Genomic DNA, 16,445 nt, shown 5'->3' with positions numbered 1-16,445 from the left:
ATATAAACGATGTCCTGTAACAAAATAATCACTAGTGAATAAACGATGTCTTGGAATTTTTACCGTAAACGATGTTCTGGAACATATCAACTAGTTACTATGTCTCTCCCCATTACTCTCTCTAAATTGGCTACAGCTAGATTATAATTATAAATCGCCTTATAATATTCAGTCTGAGCCTGTTTAAAGGTGCTCTGTGCTTCTAAGACATAAAAACTACTTAGCAGTCCTTCTTGATACTGTATCTCATTTTGTCGCAGATTCTCTTTAGCTTGGGTCAAGCTTAACTCTGCTAACTCAATATACTCTCTAGCCTCAGATACTTTTAGCAGGCTCTCTTGAATAGCCAATCCGATATTATTTAGCGTCTGTTCTTCTGTAATATTAAACTTCTCTAGCTCCTTCTTAGCTTGCTTTACCTTTGAATCTTTGGCACCTCCATCAAAGATATCATAACTTAGCATCAAGCTGACCTTGAAGTTACCATCATCAAATTTTAAGCTATCACCCATAGTAGAGTAATTACTTGATAGATTAAGAGTAGGATATTTAGCACCTTTGGCTTTATCTACCTCTAACTCCAAAACATCTTCTCTTAACTCTAACTGCTGTAAATCAAACCTATTGGCAAAAGCATACTCTCTGACCTCAGCTTCTGTTAAGTTAATCTCCTGCCAAGTTAATTCATCATCTAAGATTAACTCTACATCCTTTCCTATTCCCAAATCATTCTTTAAGCGCAGCTTGCTTAACTTAAGACTATTTTCAATCTGCAATAAACTCTGCTTTCCTTTATTTAAATCTATTTGAGATCGTAATACATCAGTGTTAGTTAAAATCCCAACCTCTTTTTTGATTCGAGCAATTTCAAGATATCGTTTAATTGTACTTATGTTCTGTTGATTTACCTCAACCATCTTCTTGCTTTGCAAAATTTGATAATATTGATTAAGAACTTGATTTCTGATCTCTTGTCTCTTATCCTCTAACTGTAATTTAGTCATTTCAAAATTCTTCTTTACTTGCTCATAACCAGCTACAAGTTGTCCTCCCATAAACAGAGGTTGTTGTAAACCTAAATCAAATGTGTAACTATCCTTAGACATTGTTGATAACTGTTGGTCTGAATTTAAAGTATAAATACTATTTAGACTGATTTTAGGATAAAAACTTGCCTTTACTCCCTTTAAGCCCTCTTTAGCAATCTCCAGATCCTTTTCTAACTTAATTATGTCAGGATTATTTTTATAGGCTAATTCGATTACCTCTTCCTTACTTAAGACCGTCTTCTGATCAGACTCAGCAGCATACACAGTTACAGCACTAAGCAGTAGACAGATAATTGTAATAATATATATTTTACTCTTCATAAGACCCCTCCTATTAATTGACTGCTTAGTCAATTAACTATAAAAATTTTTATGACTATCTAGCTACCCCCTGTAGGAAGACGTCAATTATAATATCTCCTTTGGAAATAATATTAAAATCATTATTACCCTGCAAATAATCATTAAAACTAGTAACCATTGATAATAATAAATAAGCCATATCCTTATTATCAACATCTAAGCGAACTTTATTTTCGTTCTTTCCTTGTTCGATAATAGCCGCAATAAATTCAGCTTGTTCACTTCTAAAAGCCATCATCCTATCTTTAAAATCATTATCGATTACAGCTATCATTCCTTCTTGAAACACCTTGAAGTGTTGCCTAGCTTTGTTAATAAATTCTAAGTATATCATCACTATTGATTTTAATTTGTCAAGTACATCATCCTTTTCTTTAACTCTACTCTCAATTTGGCTTGTCAATCTTTCTACCCCTGTCAATATAATCGCCTGAAATAACTGCTTCTTACTATCGAAATACCAATAAACAGTTCCTTTAGCAACCTTAGCCTCTTTGGCTATCTGGCTAACTGTTGTTTTATGATAACCATTATTAGAAAACAGCTTCAATGCAGCATTAATTATACTATCTTTTTTCGATATATTAGCTATTTTTAACCCTCCTTTTCTCAACTGACCGTCCAGTCAAGCAGGTGTAATAAAAAATTGACCTTTCAGTCAATTTAATTATAACAGGGGTCAGATAAATTGTCAAAATAAAGTTTATGAAAATTGAGATATTTTTAAATTTCATGTTCTTGTTGAAAAATATTACAATTTAGTATATTATTTATATAAATTTATCATTAGAAGTAATCCATGTACTAAAGCAAATATTTGATTAAAAAATAAAAACTGGAGGTAATCAGATGAAAATGACAGTCAATGAGATAAGATCAAGATTTGATAATGAAGTAGATAGATTTTCTAATCTAGAGACAGGACAGACCTCAACGGTAGATTCAGCATTAGTCCTAGAGATGATTGCAAATACTATAGCTAAAACTAATCCTAATGCCAACTATATCTGTGACATTGGTTGTGGAGGTGGTAACTTTACTCTAAAGGTTTTAGAAAACTTCCCCACTCTCGAATCTACTATAATTGATTTAAGTATGAATATGCTCAACAGGGCTAAAGAAAGAATTGAAAGTACTGGTGGTACAGTTGAACAGCTACTTCAAGGGGATATTAGAGAATTAAAGCTTTGCAAGCAGCATTATGATATCGTTATTGCCGCTGCAGTACTCCACCATTTACGAAATAGAGCTGAATGGAATAAAGTACTCAAGAAAATATATGATTCCTTAGTTGAAGGTGGTACCTTCTGGTACTGGGATTTAATTAAACATGAAATTCCCAAAGTGGATGATATCCAAAATGACCGATATAAGGAATACTTAATTCAGTTTAAGGGTGAAAAATATCAACAGCACGTTTTTGATTATATAAAGAAAGAGGATACCCCTGAGACAGTAACCTTTATTATTTCAGAGCTACAGAAGGTGGGTTTTAAGAAGGTTGATATCTTACATAAAAACAGTAAGTTTGCAGCTATTGTAGCGGTTAAGTAACAAAATATTATTATCACTAACCTAATATCCGATAGTCTTGTTAGTGATAAATAAAAGATTATTTGTCACATATTAAACTTCAAATAGTAAATAGTAAAATTAATATTAGATTATTTTTAAAGAAGAGAGGGTATAGTATGACAAGAATTATTGTACTGCTTTTTATGTTATTATTTGTCAGTGGAAGTATAATATTTATCGTCTCTAAATCAAAAGGCAAATCAACTATAAATCTAATGATTTTAGGAATTGAAATAACACTAGTTGGCGGAATCATAGCTATTGACCCTAATAGTAACTTAGGAGGTATCGAATATATCATTATCTTCTTAGGATTAATTTTAAATATAATAGGATTTAGTAATGATAATTAAGCTATATTAATCTTACTTGTCATAAAATAAGCTATCATTGATATCAATGATAGCTTATTTTATCTCTATCCCTAAGTTTTTTAATTCAACCTAATAGAAAATTCCTGGTTCAATTTCTCTACTTTATTGACTCTTACTTTTTTATAATCCAAGCTATAAACTAAATTCTGTGCTTGCTTGAAGTTTACTCCCTGCGAGTTCTTTCGAACTCTTCGTAATGGAAAAATTCCCGACAGAATTTTTCTGCTCTAATTCGGACTTACTTTTGTATCTTGGTATATAAACTAGATTTTGTGCTTGCTCTAAGTTTACTCCCTGCGAGTTCTTTCGAACTCTTCGTAATGGAAAAATTCCCGACAGAATTTTTCTGCTCTAATTCGGACTTACTTTTGTATCTTGGCATATAAACTAGATTTTGTGCTTGCTCTAAGTTTACTCCCTACGAGTTCTTTCGAACTCTTCGTAAGGGAAAAATCCCCGAACGAATTTTTCCACTCTAATTCGGACTTACTTTTATATCTTAGCATATAAACTAGATTTTGTGCTTGCTCTAAGTTTACTCCCTACGAGTTCTTTCGAACTCTTCGTAAGGGAAAAATCCCCGAACGAATTTTTCCACTTAACTACACTTTGAATGTCCACAGCTCAAGCAGAAGTTACATCCTTCTTGCATCCCCATAGAATACTCTCCACAGCTTGGACATTTAGCAAAACCATCCTTTTCATCTGGCTCTTCTTTATGTTTCATCTCGACTACCTTTTCATTCTTTACTTCTGTTTCTTCCTCTTCATTGACCAAGACACCACTTCTAGAACCATCTCTATAATAAGTAGTCCCTTTACAACCAAGATCATAGCCTTGCATGTACAAGGTCTTAACCTCTTCGATGGTATGGTTTTTGGGAGCATTAACGGTCTTACTGATACTAGAGTCAAGATAGTTCTGGATTCTAGCTTGTACCTTGATATGCTCTACAGGTGTCAGCTCAGGTGCAGTCACAAAATAACCAGGAAGCTCTTTACCTTCATTTCTATACTCTTGTGCTAGCCAATGATAGACTTTCCTTCTTCCCAGATTATCCTGTCTATAATATTCCCAATTGAAATTAGGCTCTATCCCTGATGACACTCCTGCCAACATCCCTGTTGTTCCTGTTGGAGCTTGGGTTAAGATTGATAGATTCCTAATTCCATACTCAGCAATCTTCTCTCTTATCTGAACAGGTAATTGCTTAATGAAGTAAGTATCTAGATATAGATCTTTGTCAAAGCCAGGTGCAGCTCCCTTCTCTTTTGCCAACTCTGCACTCATCTCATAAGCATTATCTCTGATAAAGGAGTATACCTTATCTATAAACTCTAAGGACTCTTTAGAACCATATCTAATCCCAGCCAATAGCATCGCATCAGCCAATCCCATAGTACCTAACCCAATTCTTCTAATCTTGCTCTGCTTCTCTTCAATTTCAGGATAGATATAATCATTCTCATCAATAATCTGGTCTAAGAACTTCACTCCTGTTCTGACAGTACTTCTTAATTCATCCCACTTTACCTCTCCAGCTTCATCTATAAAGTGAATTAGATTAATAGAACCTAAGTTACATACACTCCAGCCACCAAGCCCCTGTTCACCACAAGGATTGGTACCGATAATTCTCTCTACACCTCTGGTATTAGACCATTTATTATATCTTTCTAAGAAGATAACCCCTGGTTCAGCAGTATTTAAAGCTGATTTGCAGATTAAATCCCACATCTCTCTAGCTTTAATCCTCTTATACTCCTTTACTGGATATCCTTTACTCTCCCAATCTCTGATATCCCCTTCCCATTCTTGATTATACTTAGGATAGCTTGTATCAGGGAACTTCAAGACCCACTCTTCATCCTGCTTAACAGCCTCCATAAACTCATCAGAGATTCCTACTGAAAGATTAGCTCCATTTAACTCTTCTAAGTTTTCTTTAACAGTGATAAACTCCAATACATCGGGATGCCAATCCTCTAATAAATACATCTGAGCTCCGCGGCGACTGCCTCCTTGAATCACCTGTAAAATCACACCATTCATAGCCTTCATCCAACTTACAGTACCACTTGATTTTCCATTAACTCCTGCAACATAAGAGTCACGAGGTCGTAATACCGACCAGTTTAAGCCTACTCCACCTCCACGTGCTGAGATCTCTACACAAGAAGAGATAGTATCCATAATTGCTCCTCTACTATCTAAACCTTCCTCTGGATTCTTTCTATTATGAAAAGGGATCACATAACAATTATAAAAAGTTACATCACCTTGGTTCCCTATTCCTGCTAATTGCCTTCCTGCTGGAACAAATTTAAAATCCTCTAGAGCATGATAATACTCATTATGTAATTTATCATCACCTTCTGCTAATACTCTAGCTATTCTTCTCCACATATCTTGTGGACTAGCTTCTATCAAAGCCCCACTTTCATCTTTTAAAGCATACCTATCCTCAAATACTTTCTGTCTCTGTTCATCCCATCTTGGTAACATCTTAATTAGCCTCCTTAATGTAACAACCTTCAAATTCACTTTTATTTTCTGAGCTCAAATGATATAATAGATTAGAATAAATAATCTCAAAAACAATCCACACTACATCTAGTGTCTTCATATACAAAAGTATACTAGATGTAGTGTTTTCTGTCAAAAATAATTTTTATCTATCAATCTCTTAACTCTAATTTATCTTCTAAAATAAAATTTTTTAGACAAAATTAAGAGACAAGGTATTTAACCTTGTCTCTTAATAAATAGTTATATAATTTATTATTGTCGTGAATAAAACTCTACAACTAAATGGTCATCAATTTCAATTGGAACATCCTCTCGATTAGGCAGTGAGACCAACTTTCCACTGAAGTTTTCCATATCTCTTGTTAGGTATGGATACTCTGGTAAAGTCATCTCTAGGAAGTTCTCTTTGAACATATCTACCTTTCTAGATGCTTCCTTCAAGCTAATCTCATCACCAACCTGAACTTGATAAGATGGTCTATCAACTTTCTCTCCATTTACTAAGATATGACCATGGCTTACCAACTGTCTTGCTTGCCTTGTGGAACGGGCAAACCCAATTCGATATATCAAATTATCCAATCTAGTTTCTAATTTTTTAACTATATTCTCACCTGTAATTCCTTCTTCATTCATAGCTTGTTTGACATAACGTTTAAATTGCTTCTCCATTACTCCATAATAAGCTCTTAACCTTTGTTTTTCCAATAATTGCTTACCATAGTCTGATAACTTTCTTGCATCTCTTGATGTTCTACTGTTTGCACGATTCATAGCTTTAGGATGTCCATGAACATTAAGTCCTAATCTTCTAGCTTCCTTGAATCGTGGTCCCTTCATATTTGCCAATTTACCTTATCCCCCTTATATTTTTCTTTTATGTTTTTTTATTTAGCCGCGGTAAATCCCTTTTTGACATAACAATGTTTATTATAACATATTATCTTTGCTTTGAAAATGATTATTATTATCTTTTTTTGTTTTTTTTATTTCTCTCTTATCTTATTATGGAAAAAGCACTTAGAGAACTGAACTATACACTAAATTCTCTTTAGCTTTTACAGTATGTAAAACGGGATTGAAGATTTAATTATAAATCCTTTTCTTATAATACCTATTATTGAAATAATTATTCTCTTTCAGCAGATTAAATTTAAAATATCCCCTTTAGATTAAAAGTCAAAATTTAGCTTTTATTTAACTACTGGCGGTTAATGAGTATATTGCGACACTTTTTCTTTGGCGGTTAGGAGTTAAAAATTTAGGTAGTTAGGCAGTTCCTACCCACCTATCTACCTAATAAACAAAGTATCGCACTTTCTATCTATTATATCACTTGCATTACTATAAAAAGGATCAAAATTATAATATCAACCCTAATTAAGCCACCAAATAGCTAAGTTTAGTAGAGTTGCATAACTAACCCATAGGATATAGGGTATTAATAAACTTCCAGCTAATTTGGATATCTTATTAAATCTTTTGATTGTTAGTAAAATAGCCACCCACAATACTATTATAACTGCCAGACCTAACAAAGGTGATCTGCTTCCAAAAAAAAGCAAAAGACCAAAAGACATTAAGAAATAATTGTATTGAAAATATTTTAATAGCTGCTTTAACTTCCTTATTAGCAGTACCTTTACTCCAGATTAAATAAAGTGCTATTCCCATTAATAAATAGAGAATAGTCCACACAGGAGCAAATAACCAGCTTGGCGGAGTAAAAAAGCTTACTTAAAGTATCATACCACCTATCTATAGCAGGTCTAGTAACTAAAGAACCAATAACTCCTGCTAATTGGCAGATAACTATACTTATAATTAATTTTATGATCTTAGCTAATTTTATGATCTTAGCTAATTTCATTATCAAACCTCCTTTACTTATATTGTACCACAAATAGATAAAATAAAAGGTTGATGTACTAATTAGTACATCAACCTTTTATAAAAATTAAATCTTATATTTATCTATTATCCTCTTTAATTCTTCTGCCATCGTGGCCAACTCTTGTGAAGAATTAGTTATCTCTTCTGACATATCATTGATATTCTGGGATACCGCCAATATCTGATCACTATTATCTGCCAGATGATTAGTAGATCTTGCAGTATGTTGAATATTAATAGTTGTCTCTTCACTTGAATTCTGAATCCTTCTAAAGACCTCTCCTGTCTCTTCTACAATCCTTTCTCCCTCTTTAGCCTTCTTCTCCACCGCTCTAATAAACTCTAAACCAGCCTTTGACTTCTTTTGAGTCTCTCTTACTAAATTATTGATATCATCAGTGGCTTTAGCCGTCTCTTCTGCTAAGCTTTTAATCTCACCTGCAACTATTGCAAAGCCTTTGCCTGCTTCTCCTCTACTGTTTCCAGAACCTCCTGAGTTTGCCCTAGATGCCTCTATAGAAGCATTTAAAGCTAATAAATTAGTCTGCTTAGCTATATCAGTAATTAACTCTACCACTTGACTAATCTCTTGAGAATTATTAGCTAATTCATTAATAGCCTTGACTGTCTTTTCAACTGCTTGATTAATCTCCTTCATACTGCTAACTGTCTTCTCAATATTTTTATTACCAACTATAGTTTGATTATTAGCTTCTTCAGAGATGCTACTTACCTCTTGAGCACTTAAAGATATCTCTTGAATATTGGCTGTCATCTCCTCAATCAACTGATTAGTCATCTCTATCGTTGCATTTCCCTCTTCTGCACTAGCAGATAACTCTTCACTTTGAGCAGATAGATTCTCTACCTTACTTTGAATATCGATAATCATCGACCTTAACCCATCCTTCATTCTGTTTAAAGCCCTTGCAATCTGACCTAACTCATCCTGTGAAGTTTCATCAAGGTGACTAGTCAAATCATTATTTAATACAGCCTTTTTAAAATCATTAAGCGGTCTCACTAACATATTATTAATTGATAACTTTCCAAGTAAGATTGCTGAAAATAAGATAGCAATTAAGATAAAGATCATATTCTTTAATAGTAGATATGTTGGTCTCATTACCTCTTCTCTATCTATCTCAGCTAATAAGACCCAATTCTGATCTAATATATCAAGAGGTGTATAGGCACTTACCACCTTAATCCCTCGATAATCAGCAATAAGCTCTACCCCTCTATTACCTTCTAAAGCCAAATTAACTCCTTTGGTATCAACTACCTTCTTTAAGATACTACTCTCCTCTATAAAGCGAGAATCAGACCTCATCAGTTTATCTGCTCCAACTAGATATGTCTCTCCACTCTCACCCATTCCTGTCTTCTCTTGCATAATATCATTGATTTGAGTAATAGATAATTGTAAAGCTACAACTCCCATTAATTCTTTATTATCATCAAACACTGGGGCACTGATAAAAGCTGCAGGCTCTTGACTAGGTTCATAATAAGAGAAATCAATCATACTAACCCTCTTTAACCCTATTTTATAAACCTCTGCCAAGCCAGAGTCTTTATAAATACCCTTAGTTAGATTTGTTCCCAAATCATCCTCTTTAGCTACTGTATAGACCACATTACCTTCCAAATCTATTAAAAAGAGATCATAATATCCATAAGTATTAATATAATGGGATAAGTTATCTCCATAGATCTCTTCTAATAACTTATATCCATCACTATTTAATCCACTCTTAAATTCTTCAGTGAATAAGGATAAAGCCTCTTTAGACAAGGGGTTTTTAGCTAAGACTGTTATATCACCTATCCTTTCATTGAAATAACTCTCTATTCTCTCTTTTTTTAGCTCTCTGACAGCCTTTAACTGCTCCTTTTTCTCTGAAAGTAAAATTTCAGCCGATCTATTATAGGTTAAAAATGCTAAAGCACTTATTCCTACTACAATAATAGCAATAAAAATTATAGTCAGCTTAAAAGCAATACTCCTCTTAGTAAATACAGAAATCTTCATCAATTACATCACCTTTCTAATATTTTTGTAATTTATAAAATAAAATGACAACCCTGATATATTTCTGTATATTTATTCAAATCCCTTCATAAAATTAGAATTTAATAATATATCAATAAAAACTTCATTATACTTATTCAACTTTAGAGTGAATTTTAAATATAACGTTATTATCACAATTATCCTAAATTATTTTGCTCAACAGCCTATACTATGATATAATTTTTACTACTTAAGCTAACAGTATAAGAAACTATCTTAGGGATAAAATATAAATTGCTTTTAAAAAGTTTACAACTGGAGGTTATATAAATGGATAAGAGACCTGAAGATAAGAGACCTGAAGATACGAGAGTAGTAATTGGAATGTCAGGAGGTGTTGACTCCTCAGTAGCAGCTCTATTGTTAAAGGAGCAAGGCTATGATGTAATTGGAGTCTTTATGAAGAACTGGGATGAGGAAGATGAGAATGGTGTCTGCCCTGCTGAAGAGGATTATGAGGATGTCAGACGGGTCTGTGCTCAGATTGGAATCCCTTATTACATAGTTAACTTTGAAAAACAGTATTGGAATAGAGTCTTCACTTATTTTCTTGATGAATACAAGGCTGGACGCACCCCAAATCCCGATGTAATGTGTAACAAGGAAATTAAATTCAAAGAGTTTCTCAACCATGCCCTGAAATTAGATGCTGATTATCTAGCAACTGGACACTATGCCCAAGTAAAAGAATCAGAGGGAGAACATAAATTAATTAAAGGTATAGATAATAATAAAGATCAGAGTTACTTTCTCTGTATGCTCAACCAACAGCAGTTATCTAAAACTATCTTTCCCTTAGGTCACCTAGAGAAATCCAAGGTTCGTGAAATTGCTAAGGAAGCTGGCTTAGCTACTGCTGAAAAGAAGGACAGTACAGGGGTCTGCTTTATCGGTGAACGGGACTTTAAAGAGTTCTTAACAAATTATATCCCTGCTCAACAGGGCGAGATTAGAAATAGAAAGGGAGAGGTCTTAGGCAAGCATGATGGGGTCATGTACTATACTATCGGGCAACGTCGTGGCTTAGGAATTAGTGGTCATGAACCTTACTTTGTAATCGATAAAGATGCTAAAAATAATATACTCTATGTTGGACAAGGTGCAGAGCATGAACTTCTATTCTCTCATGGCTTAATAGCATTAGAACCCCATTGGATTAGTGGTAAAGAACCTAACTTCCCTTTAAAGTGTAAAGCCAAATTTAGATATCGCCAACCTGACCAAGATATTATTGTTCATAAGACATCTACTGGTGAACTTTTAATTTCCTGTACTAAAAAACAGCGAGCAGTTACCCCTGGACAATTTGCAGTCTTTTATCAAGACGATATCTGCCTTGGTGGAGCTGTAATCGATAAACCGATTAAGGACAAGCAAGAAGTTGAAAAATTAGTTAATAATTTATAATTATTCTATTGAGGCTTAATGTCAGATTAAGTCTCTTTATTTTTTATCCTCTTACTAATTTTACCATGTTTTAATATATATAGATTACATAAACTAATAGCTGATATGAGAAAGCAGTACTCATACCAACAATTAGGAAAGGGGAGTTTAAGATGGGAGTTAAAGAAGAGTCACTAGAGCTAGCAATTAAGATGGAAAAAGAGAGCTATCACTACTATAATAATCATATAGAGGGAGCAGAAAACCCTTTATCTCGTAAAGTATTAGAAAGCCTAGCTGCCCAAGAGCTAGACCATGTAGATAAGGTCAAAAAGATAGCTGCTAATAAACCTATTGAAGAGAATGATTACCAACCAGAAGATATTGAAAATAAAGTCCAGCAATTATTTGAAAGTTTTTCAGATAGTGAACGTGATAATTGGAAAGAGAGTAATACCAATATCTATCGCCATGCTATGGAATTAGAACAGGATACTTATGAGATTTATGAGAGATTAGCCAAACAGACCGATGATGATATAGAAAGAAAGTTCTTTGAAGCTTTAATGCAAGAAGAAGAGTGGCACTATGAATCTTTACAGAATGTCTTTAACTATTTTGAAAATCCAGGCGACTTTTATGCCACTGAGGAGAGTAGTACATGGCCTTGGATGAATACCTAATGTCAAATTAAAAAGCCTAGCTTTTTAGCTAGGCTCTTTTGGGAAGAAGAGTATTTACTCCTCTGTTGGGACTATATATATTCTAGCAGTCCCAAATTACAATTGAATTAATACCATGTTAAATAAATGTAAACTTTGAATTTAATAAAAAAAGACCCTCTCTAAAGGGTCTTTATAAAATTAATAGCTCTCCCTATCAGCAGTAATCATATATATAACTCTTTCACAGATATTAGTTGCATGATCTGCTGCTCTCTCTAAATATCTACTAACAAATAATAAATAATTCCCCTGTCTAATAGACTTAGGATCTTCCATCATATAAGTTAACAGTTCACGGAAAATTTGCGAATCTAACATATCAACCTTATCATCCATTTGAGCAGTCTTTCTTGCCTTATCAACATCTGAATTAACAAAGGCATCTAAACACTCTCTAAGCATCTCTTGAGCAATTTCAGCCATACGAGGAACATCTACTAAAGGTTTAACGAATCTATCATTCTCTAATTCACAAGTAACTATAGCAACATTTTGTGCTAAGTCACCTATTCTTTCTAAGTCAGTAACAATTTTAGAGATCATATCAATTCTTCTTAAATCCTTAGCTACAGGCTGTTGTAAAGCAATCAGTTGAATACATTCTTGCTCTATTTTAGCTTCATAATCATCTAAAACATCATCATTATCAATAACCTCTTGTGCTAGCTCTTTATCTTGTTCCATTAAAGAAGTTACTGCTTTATGAATTGCCTCTTCAACCATACTTCCCATCTTTAAAAGGTCTTGATTTAAATGTTCTAATTTTTGGTGAAATGTATCTCTTACCATTGTAAGCCCCCTCTCTGAATAAAAACAAAGCATATCTTTTTATCTATAAATTGAATAAGTTCATATAGATAATAAAATTTATAATAATATTTTTATCTTATCCAAACCTACCAGTAATATAATCTTCAGTCTTTTGATTTTCTGGTTTTTCAAATATTTTCTCTGTTGCTCCATGCTCAATTAAATCACCCATATAAAAGAATGCTGTATAATCAGATATACGAGCAGCCTGTTGCATACTATGGGTTACAATTACAATGGTATAATCCTTCTTCAGGTCTTCAATCAGATCCTCAATCTTAGCTGTAGCAATTGGATCTAACGCTGAAGTAGGCTCATCCATCAATAATATCTCTGGGTTTACAGCCAAAGCTCTAGCAATACATAATCTCTGCTTCTGTCCACCTGAAATCCCCATAGCCGATGAATCTAACTTATCTTTAACTTCATCCCATAAAGCCGCTGATTTCAGACTCTCTTCTACAATTTGATCCAGTTTCTCTTTATCTTTTAAACCATGAGCTCTAGGCCCATAGGCTACATTGTCATAGATAGATTTAGGAAATGGATTAGGATGTTGGAATACCATTCCTACTCTTTTACGTAAATCAACGATATCAATACCTTCTCCGTAGATATTCTTACCATCAATTAGAACTGCTCCATCTACTCTTGTGCCTTCAATCAAATCATTCATTCTATTTAAAGTTCTAAGAAATGTTGATTTTCCACATCCAGATGGTCCAATAAAAGATGTAACTTTATTAGCAGGCATCTTTAATGAAATATTATGAAGTGCATGAAAATCTCCATAATAAAAATCTAAATCCTTTACTTCCATACTGTTTTTAGCCATAAAGTCTCCTCCTCATTATCTTTTTGCTTTCTTACGTAACCAATACCTTAATAAAATTGCAACCATATTCATAGATAGAACTAAAGCAATCAATACCAACGCTGTTCCGTAAGCTAATGGTCTAACTTTAGCTATATCATGATGCTGAGTTGACATAACATAAAGGTGATAAGGTAAAGCCATAAACTGACTAAAAGGTGAATCTGGCAAGAAGGGTAAGAAGAAAGCTGCCCCTGTAAAGAGAATAGGTGCTGTCTCTCCTGCCGCTCTTGATAGACCTAAGATAGTCCCTGTTAGCATCCCAGGAATAGCATAAGGCAATACATTTGTTCTAATTGCATACCATTTAGTCACTCCCAAAGCCAAAGAACCATTTCGATAGCTATTAGGTATAGTCTTTAGGGCCTCTTCACTAGCTGTGATAGTAACAGGTAAAGTCATCAAGCCCAAAGTCAAACCAGCAGATAGAATAGAAGTTCCAAAGCCTAAAATCTGTACAAATAAAGCCAATCCAAAGAGACCAAATACAATAGATGGTACCCCTGCTAAATTTCTGATAGACATTCTAATTAGTCTAGTAATTCTCCCCTGTTTAGCATACTCATTTAAATAAATAGCTGCAAACATACCTAAAGGTACAGCTAATAAAGCAGTAATAACTGTAACAGAAAAGGTTCCTACTATAGCAGGAAAGATACCCCCTTTGGTCATACCATGGCTAGGTGCTGTAGTTAAAAACTCCCAATTAATTACCCCAATACCTTTACTGATGATATCATAAAGAATGACTGCTAAGATAGACAATACACATAATGCTGATAATCTCAAAAAACCAAAACCTATTTTTTGTTGCATATCTCTAGAAAACATTATTCTGCCTCCTCATACTTGTTTAATACCCAATCAGATACTATATTAATCAAGAAGGTCATAACAAATAATACCAATCCCACGGCAAATAATGAATAGTAATGGGTTGTGTTATAAGCAACCTCTCCCAATTCTATACCAATTGTTGCAGTCAATGTTCTTACTGCAGAGAAGATACTCTTAGGAAATGCAGGAGCATTACCAGTAGCCATTAATACAGCCATAGTCTCTCCAATCGCTCTTCCCATCCCCAACATTACAGCTGCAATGATTCCAGATAAAGCAGCAGGGATAGTTACCTTGACTAATGTTTGCCACTCAGTAGCCCCTAAAGCCAAAGAAGCCTTCTTATAATCATCAGGAACTGCATTAATTGCATCTTCAGAGATACTAATAATAGTTGGTAAAGCCATAATCCCTAACAGTACAGACCCATTAATTGCATTTAAGCCATTAGGTAGATTAAAGATTTTAGCAATCATCGGTCCAATCAATACTATACCTAAAAATCCAATAACTACTGAAGGAATTCCAGCCAAAATTTCAATAGTTGGTTTTAATATCTCTCTAGCTTTAGCTGGTGCAATTTCTGATAAGTAGGCTGCACAGGCTATTCCTAGAGGTACTGCAAAGATCAAAGAACCAACTGTTACCATAATTGTACTGAATATTAATGAGACAATTCCATAACTTACCTTATGATAACCAGTAGGGTTCCAGGTAGTACTAGTAAAAAACTCAACTATACTTACCTCCTTAAAGGTTGGTAAACTCTCGTTTAACAATAAATAGAAGATACCAACTAAGATGAAAACAACTAATAAGCCATTTAGTAAGAAAAATTTCTCAACCATCTTCTCCTTGATTTTAGAAAATTTACTTCTTCTTTTCAAATGATTCAACCTCCCCCATCTTTATTCTGATAAATGTTTTTAAGATAAAAAAGTTTTAAATAATTGTTATACAAGCCATCCCAAATTATAAATTAATTTATAATTTTAAAGGCTCAACTCAAGTTGAGCCTTTAATCTATTGTCCTAAATTCTTATTATTTCGCTTTGAATACTCTTCAGTTACAGGATAAAAACCTTCTCTTACAGCAAGTTCTTGTCCTTTATCACTTAGTTGGTATTTAATAAGATCAAGAACTGCTCCTGTTGGTTTACCATTAGTATATTGGTATAATGGTCGTGCTAATGGATAAGCCCCTGTTTTAACATTCTCAGCTACTAATGGACTAGCACCATTAACATCTAATATATTGAGCCCTTCTACTGTCTTGCCATCTTTTACTACATATCCAATACCTACATATCCAATTCCACTCTCATCAGCTTTAACTGCCTCTACAAGCTGAGCATTTCCATTCATCCTCTTCATCTCAGCAGTGTAATCTCCATTTAAAACATTATCTCTAAAGTAAACATATGTTCCTGAGTTACTCTGACGCCCATATGTATTGATAGTTAAATCAGGTCCGCCAACCTCTTTCCAATTACTAATTTCACCTTTAAATATCTTACCTATCTCTTCTACAGTTAAATTTTTTACAGGATTGTTAGCATTAGTAATCACACTTAAACCATCCATTGCTACTGCTATCTCTACAATTTCAACACCATTATCCTCAGCTTGCTGTTTCTCTGAATCCTTAATATCACGAGAAGAATTAGCAATATCAACTTTGTTGTTGATTATAGCAGCAATTCCTGTACCAGAGCCACCTCCAGTTACAGAGATTGAAACTCCCTCATTATTATTCATATATTCTTCTGCCCACATCTGTGATAGATTAACACTGGTATCAGATCCTTTAATTTGAATATATGCTGATTTTGCTTCTCTACCACCATCTTGTCCCTCTGGAGCTCGTCCACATCCTACTAGAAATACAAAAATAGTTAAAACTAATATTATTGATCTAAATACTTTTTTCGACATATCTCTTCCTCCCAAAT

The 16,445-nt window shown here is 33.8% G+C and carries 17 protein-coding genes; 4 read left to right on the top strand and 13 right to left on the bottom strand.

What is annotated here, in order from left to right; translation table 11 throughout:
• Positions 1 to 86: 86 nt before the first annotated feature.
• Together BX659_RS14325 and BX659_RS14320 are read right to left on the bottom strand one after the other, a co-directional pair.
• Positions 87 to 1,370, bottom strand: coding sequence for a TolC family protein (locus BX659_RS14325; RefSeq protein WP_097018800.1), 1,284 nt, complete (start codon positions 1,368 to 1,370; stop codon positions 87 to 89).
• A gap of 55 nt (positions 1,371 to 1,425) precedes the next feature.
• A complete protein-coding gene (locus BX659_RS14320) occupies positions 1,426 to 2,025 on the bottom strand; it encodes a TetR/AcrR family transcriptional regulator (RefSeq protein ID WP_172431951.1) in 600 nt (199 codons plus the stop codon).
• 236 nt (positions 2,026 to 2,261) lie between these two features.
• Between BX659_RS14320 and BX659_RS14315 the strand changes: the two genes are divergently transcribed.
• Positions 2,262 to 2,966 carry a class I SAM-dependent methyltransferase gene (locus BX659_RS14315; protein ID WP_097018798.1) on the top strand — a complete coding sequence of 235 codons (705 nt, stop codon included), beginning with the start codon at positions 2,262 to 2,264 and terminating at the stop codon, positions 2,964 to 2,966.
• A gap of 137 nt (positions 2,967 to 3,103) precedes the next feature.
• Positions 3,104 to 3,340: a hypothetical protein gene (locus BX659_RS14310; RefSeq protein WP_097018797.1), complete on the top strand. Its 237-nt coding sequence runs from the start codon at positions 3,104 to 3,106 to the stop codon at positions 3,338 to 3,340.
• A gap of 619 nt (positions 3,341 to 3,959) precedes the next feature.
• Here the strand turns inward: BX659_RS14310 and BX659_RS14305 are convergent.
• The 6 genes from BX659_RS14305 to BX659_RS14290 form a co-directional block, all read right to left on the bottom strand.
• The gene (locus BX659_RS14305) at positions 3,960 to 5,867 is read right to left on the bottom strand and encodes an adenosylcobalamin-dependent ribonucleoside-diphosphate reductase (protein WP_097018796.1); all 1,908 of its coding nucleotides are present in this window, start codon (positions 5,865 to 5,867) and stop codon (positions 3,960 to 3,962) included.
• 276 nt (positions 5,868 to 6,143) lie between these two features.
• Entirely contained in the window at positions 6,144 to 6,740 is a 597-nt protein-coding gene (gene rpsD / locus BX659_RS14300; RefSeq protein WP_097018795.1) for a 30S ribosomal protein S4, read from the bottom strand.
• Positions 6,741 to 7,267: 527 nt separating this feature from the next.
• A complete protein-coding gene (locus BX659_RS19725) occupies positions 7,268 to 7,456 on the bottom strand; it encodes a TspO/MBR family protein (protein ID WP_374956485.1) in 189 nt (62 codons plus the stop codon).
• Positions 7,365 to 7,589, bottom strand: coding sequence for a TspO/MBR family protein (locus BX659_RS19720; protein WP_216358819.1), 225 nt, complete (start codon positions 7,587 to 7,589; stop codon positions 7,365 to 7,367). The genes BX659_RS19725 and BX659_RS19720 overlap by 92 nt, the downstream gene beginning before the upstream one ends.
• Complete coding sequence (locus BX659_RS19310; protein ID WP_216358821.1) at positions 7,534 to 7,761, bottom strand: hypothetical protein; 228 nt, start codon at positions 7,759 to 7,761, stop codon at positions 7,534 to 7,536. The genes BX659_RS19720 and BX659_RS19310 overlap by 56 nt, the downstream gene beginning before the upstream one ends.
• Positions 7,762 to 7,848: 87 nt before the next feature.
• Positions 7,849 to 9,819, bottom strand: a complete 1,971-nt coding sequence (locus BX659_RS14290) for a methyl-accepting chemotaxis protein (RefSeq protein WP_097018794.1) — start codon at positions 9,817 to 9,819, stop codon at positions 7,849 to 7,851.
• A gap of 312 nt (positions 9,820 to 10,131) precedes the next feature.
• Here BX659_RS14290 and mnmA point away from each other — a divergent pair, with 312 nt between their 5' ends.
• Positions 10,132 to 11,268 carry a tRNA 2-thiouridine(34) synthase MnmA gene (gene mnmA, locus BX659_RS14285; protein ID WP_097018793.1) on the top strand — a complete coding sequence of 379 codons (1,137 nt, stop codon included), beginning with the start codon at positions 10,132 to 10,134 and terminating at the stop codon, positions 11,266 to 11,268.
• Positions 11,269 to 11,420: 152 nt separating this feature from the next.
• The gene (locus BX659_RS14280; RefSeq protein WP_097018792.1) at positions 11,421 to 11,930 is read left to right on the top strand and encodes a ferritin-like domain-containing protein; all 510 of its coding nucleotides are present in this window, start codon (positions 11,421 to 11,423) and stop codon (positions 11,928 to 11,930) included.
• A 180-nt stretch (positions 11,931 to 12,110) separates the two neighbouring features.
• Here the strand turns inward: BX659_RS14280 and phoU are convergent, their stop codons facing one another.
• The 5 genes from phoU to BX659_RS14255 form a co-directional block, all read right to left on the bottom strand.
• Positions 12,111 to 12,761: a phosphate signaling complex protein PhoU gene (phoU, locus tag BX659_RS14275; protein WP_097018791.1), complete on the bottom strand. Its 651-nt coding sequence runs from the start codon at positions 12,759 to 12,761 to the stop codon at positions 12,111 to 12,113.
• Between the two features lie 97 nt (positions 12,762 to 12,858).
• On the bottom strand, positions 12,859 to 13,617 hold the full coding sequence (pstB, locus tag BX659_RS14270) for a phosphate ABC transporter ATP-binding protein PstB (protein ID WP_097018790.1): 759 nt from the start codon (positions 13,615 to 13,617) through the stop codon (positions 12,859 to 12,861).
• A gap of 15 nt (positions 13,618 to 13,632) precedes the next feature.
• Positions 13,633 to 14,487, bottom strand: a complete 855-nt coding sequence (gene pstA, locus BX659_RS14265) for a phosphate ABC transporter permease PstA (RefSeq protein WP_097018789.1) — start codon at positions 14,485 to 14,487, stop codon at positions 13,633 to 13,635.
• The gene (gene pstC, locus BX659_RS14260; RefSeq protein WP_216358818.1) at positions 14,487 to 15,380 is read right to left on the bottom strand and encodes a phosphate ABC transporter permease subunit PstC; all 894 of its coding nucleotides are present in this window, start codon (positions 15,378 to 15,380) and stop codon (positions 14,487 to 14,489) included. Before pstC ends, pstA begins: the two co-directional genes overlap by 1 nt.
• 136 nt (positions 15,381 to 15,516) lie before the next feature.
• Positions 15,517 to 16,428: a PstS family phosphate ABC transporter substrate-binding protein gene (locus BX659_RS14255; RefSeq protein ID WP_097018788.1), complete on the bottom strand. Its 912-nt coding sequence runs from the start codon at positions 16,426 to 16,428 to the stop codon at positions 15,517 to 15,519.
• Positions 16,429 to 16,445 lie beyond the last annotated feature (17 nt).

Origin of the sequence: Orenia metallireducens, from assembly GCF_003001995.1 — a bacterium.
Lineage (GTDB): Bacteria > Bacillota > Halanaerobiia > Halobacteroidales > Halobacteroidaceae > Orenia > Orenia metallireducens_B.
The sequence above is the reverse complement of the archived record's forward strand: the minus strand, read 5'-3'. Positions and strand labels throughout refer to the sequence as shown.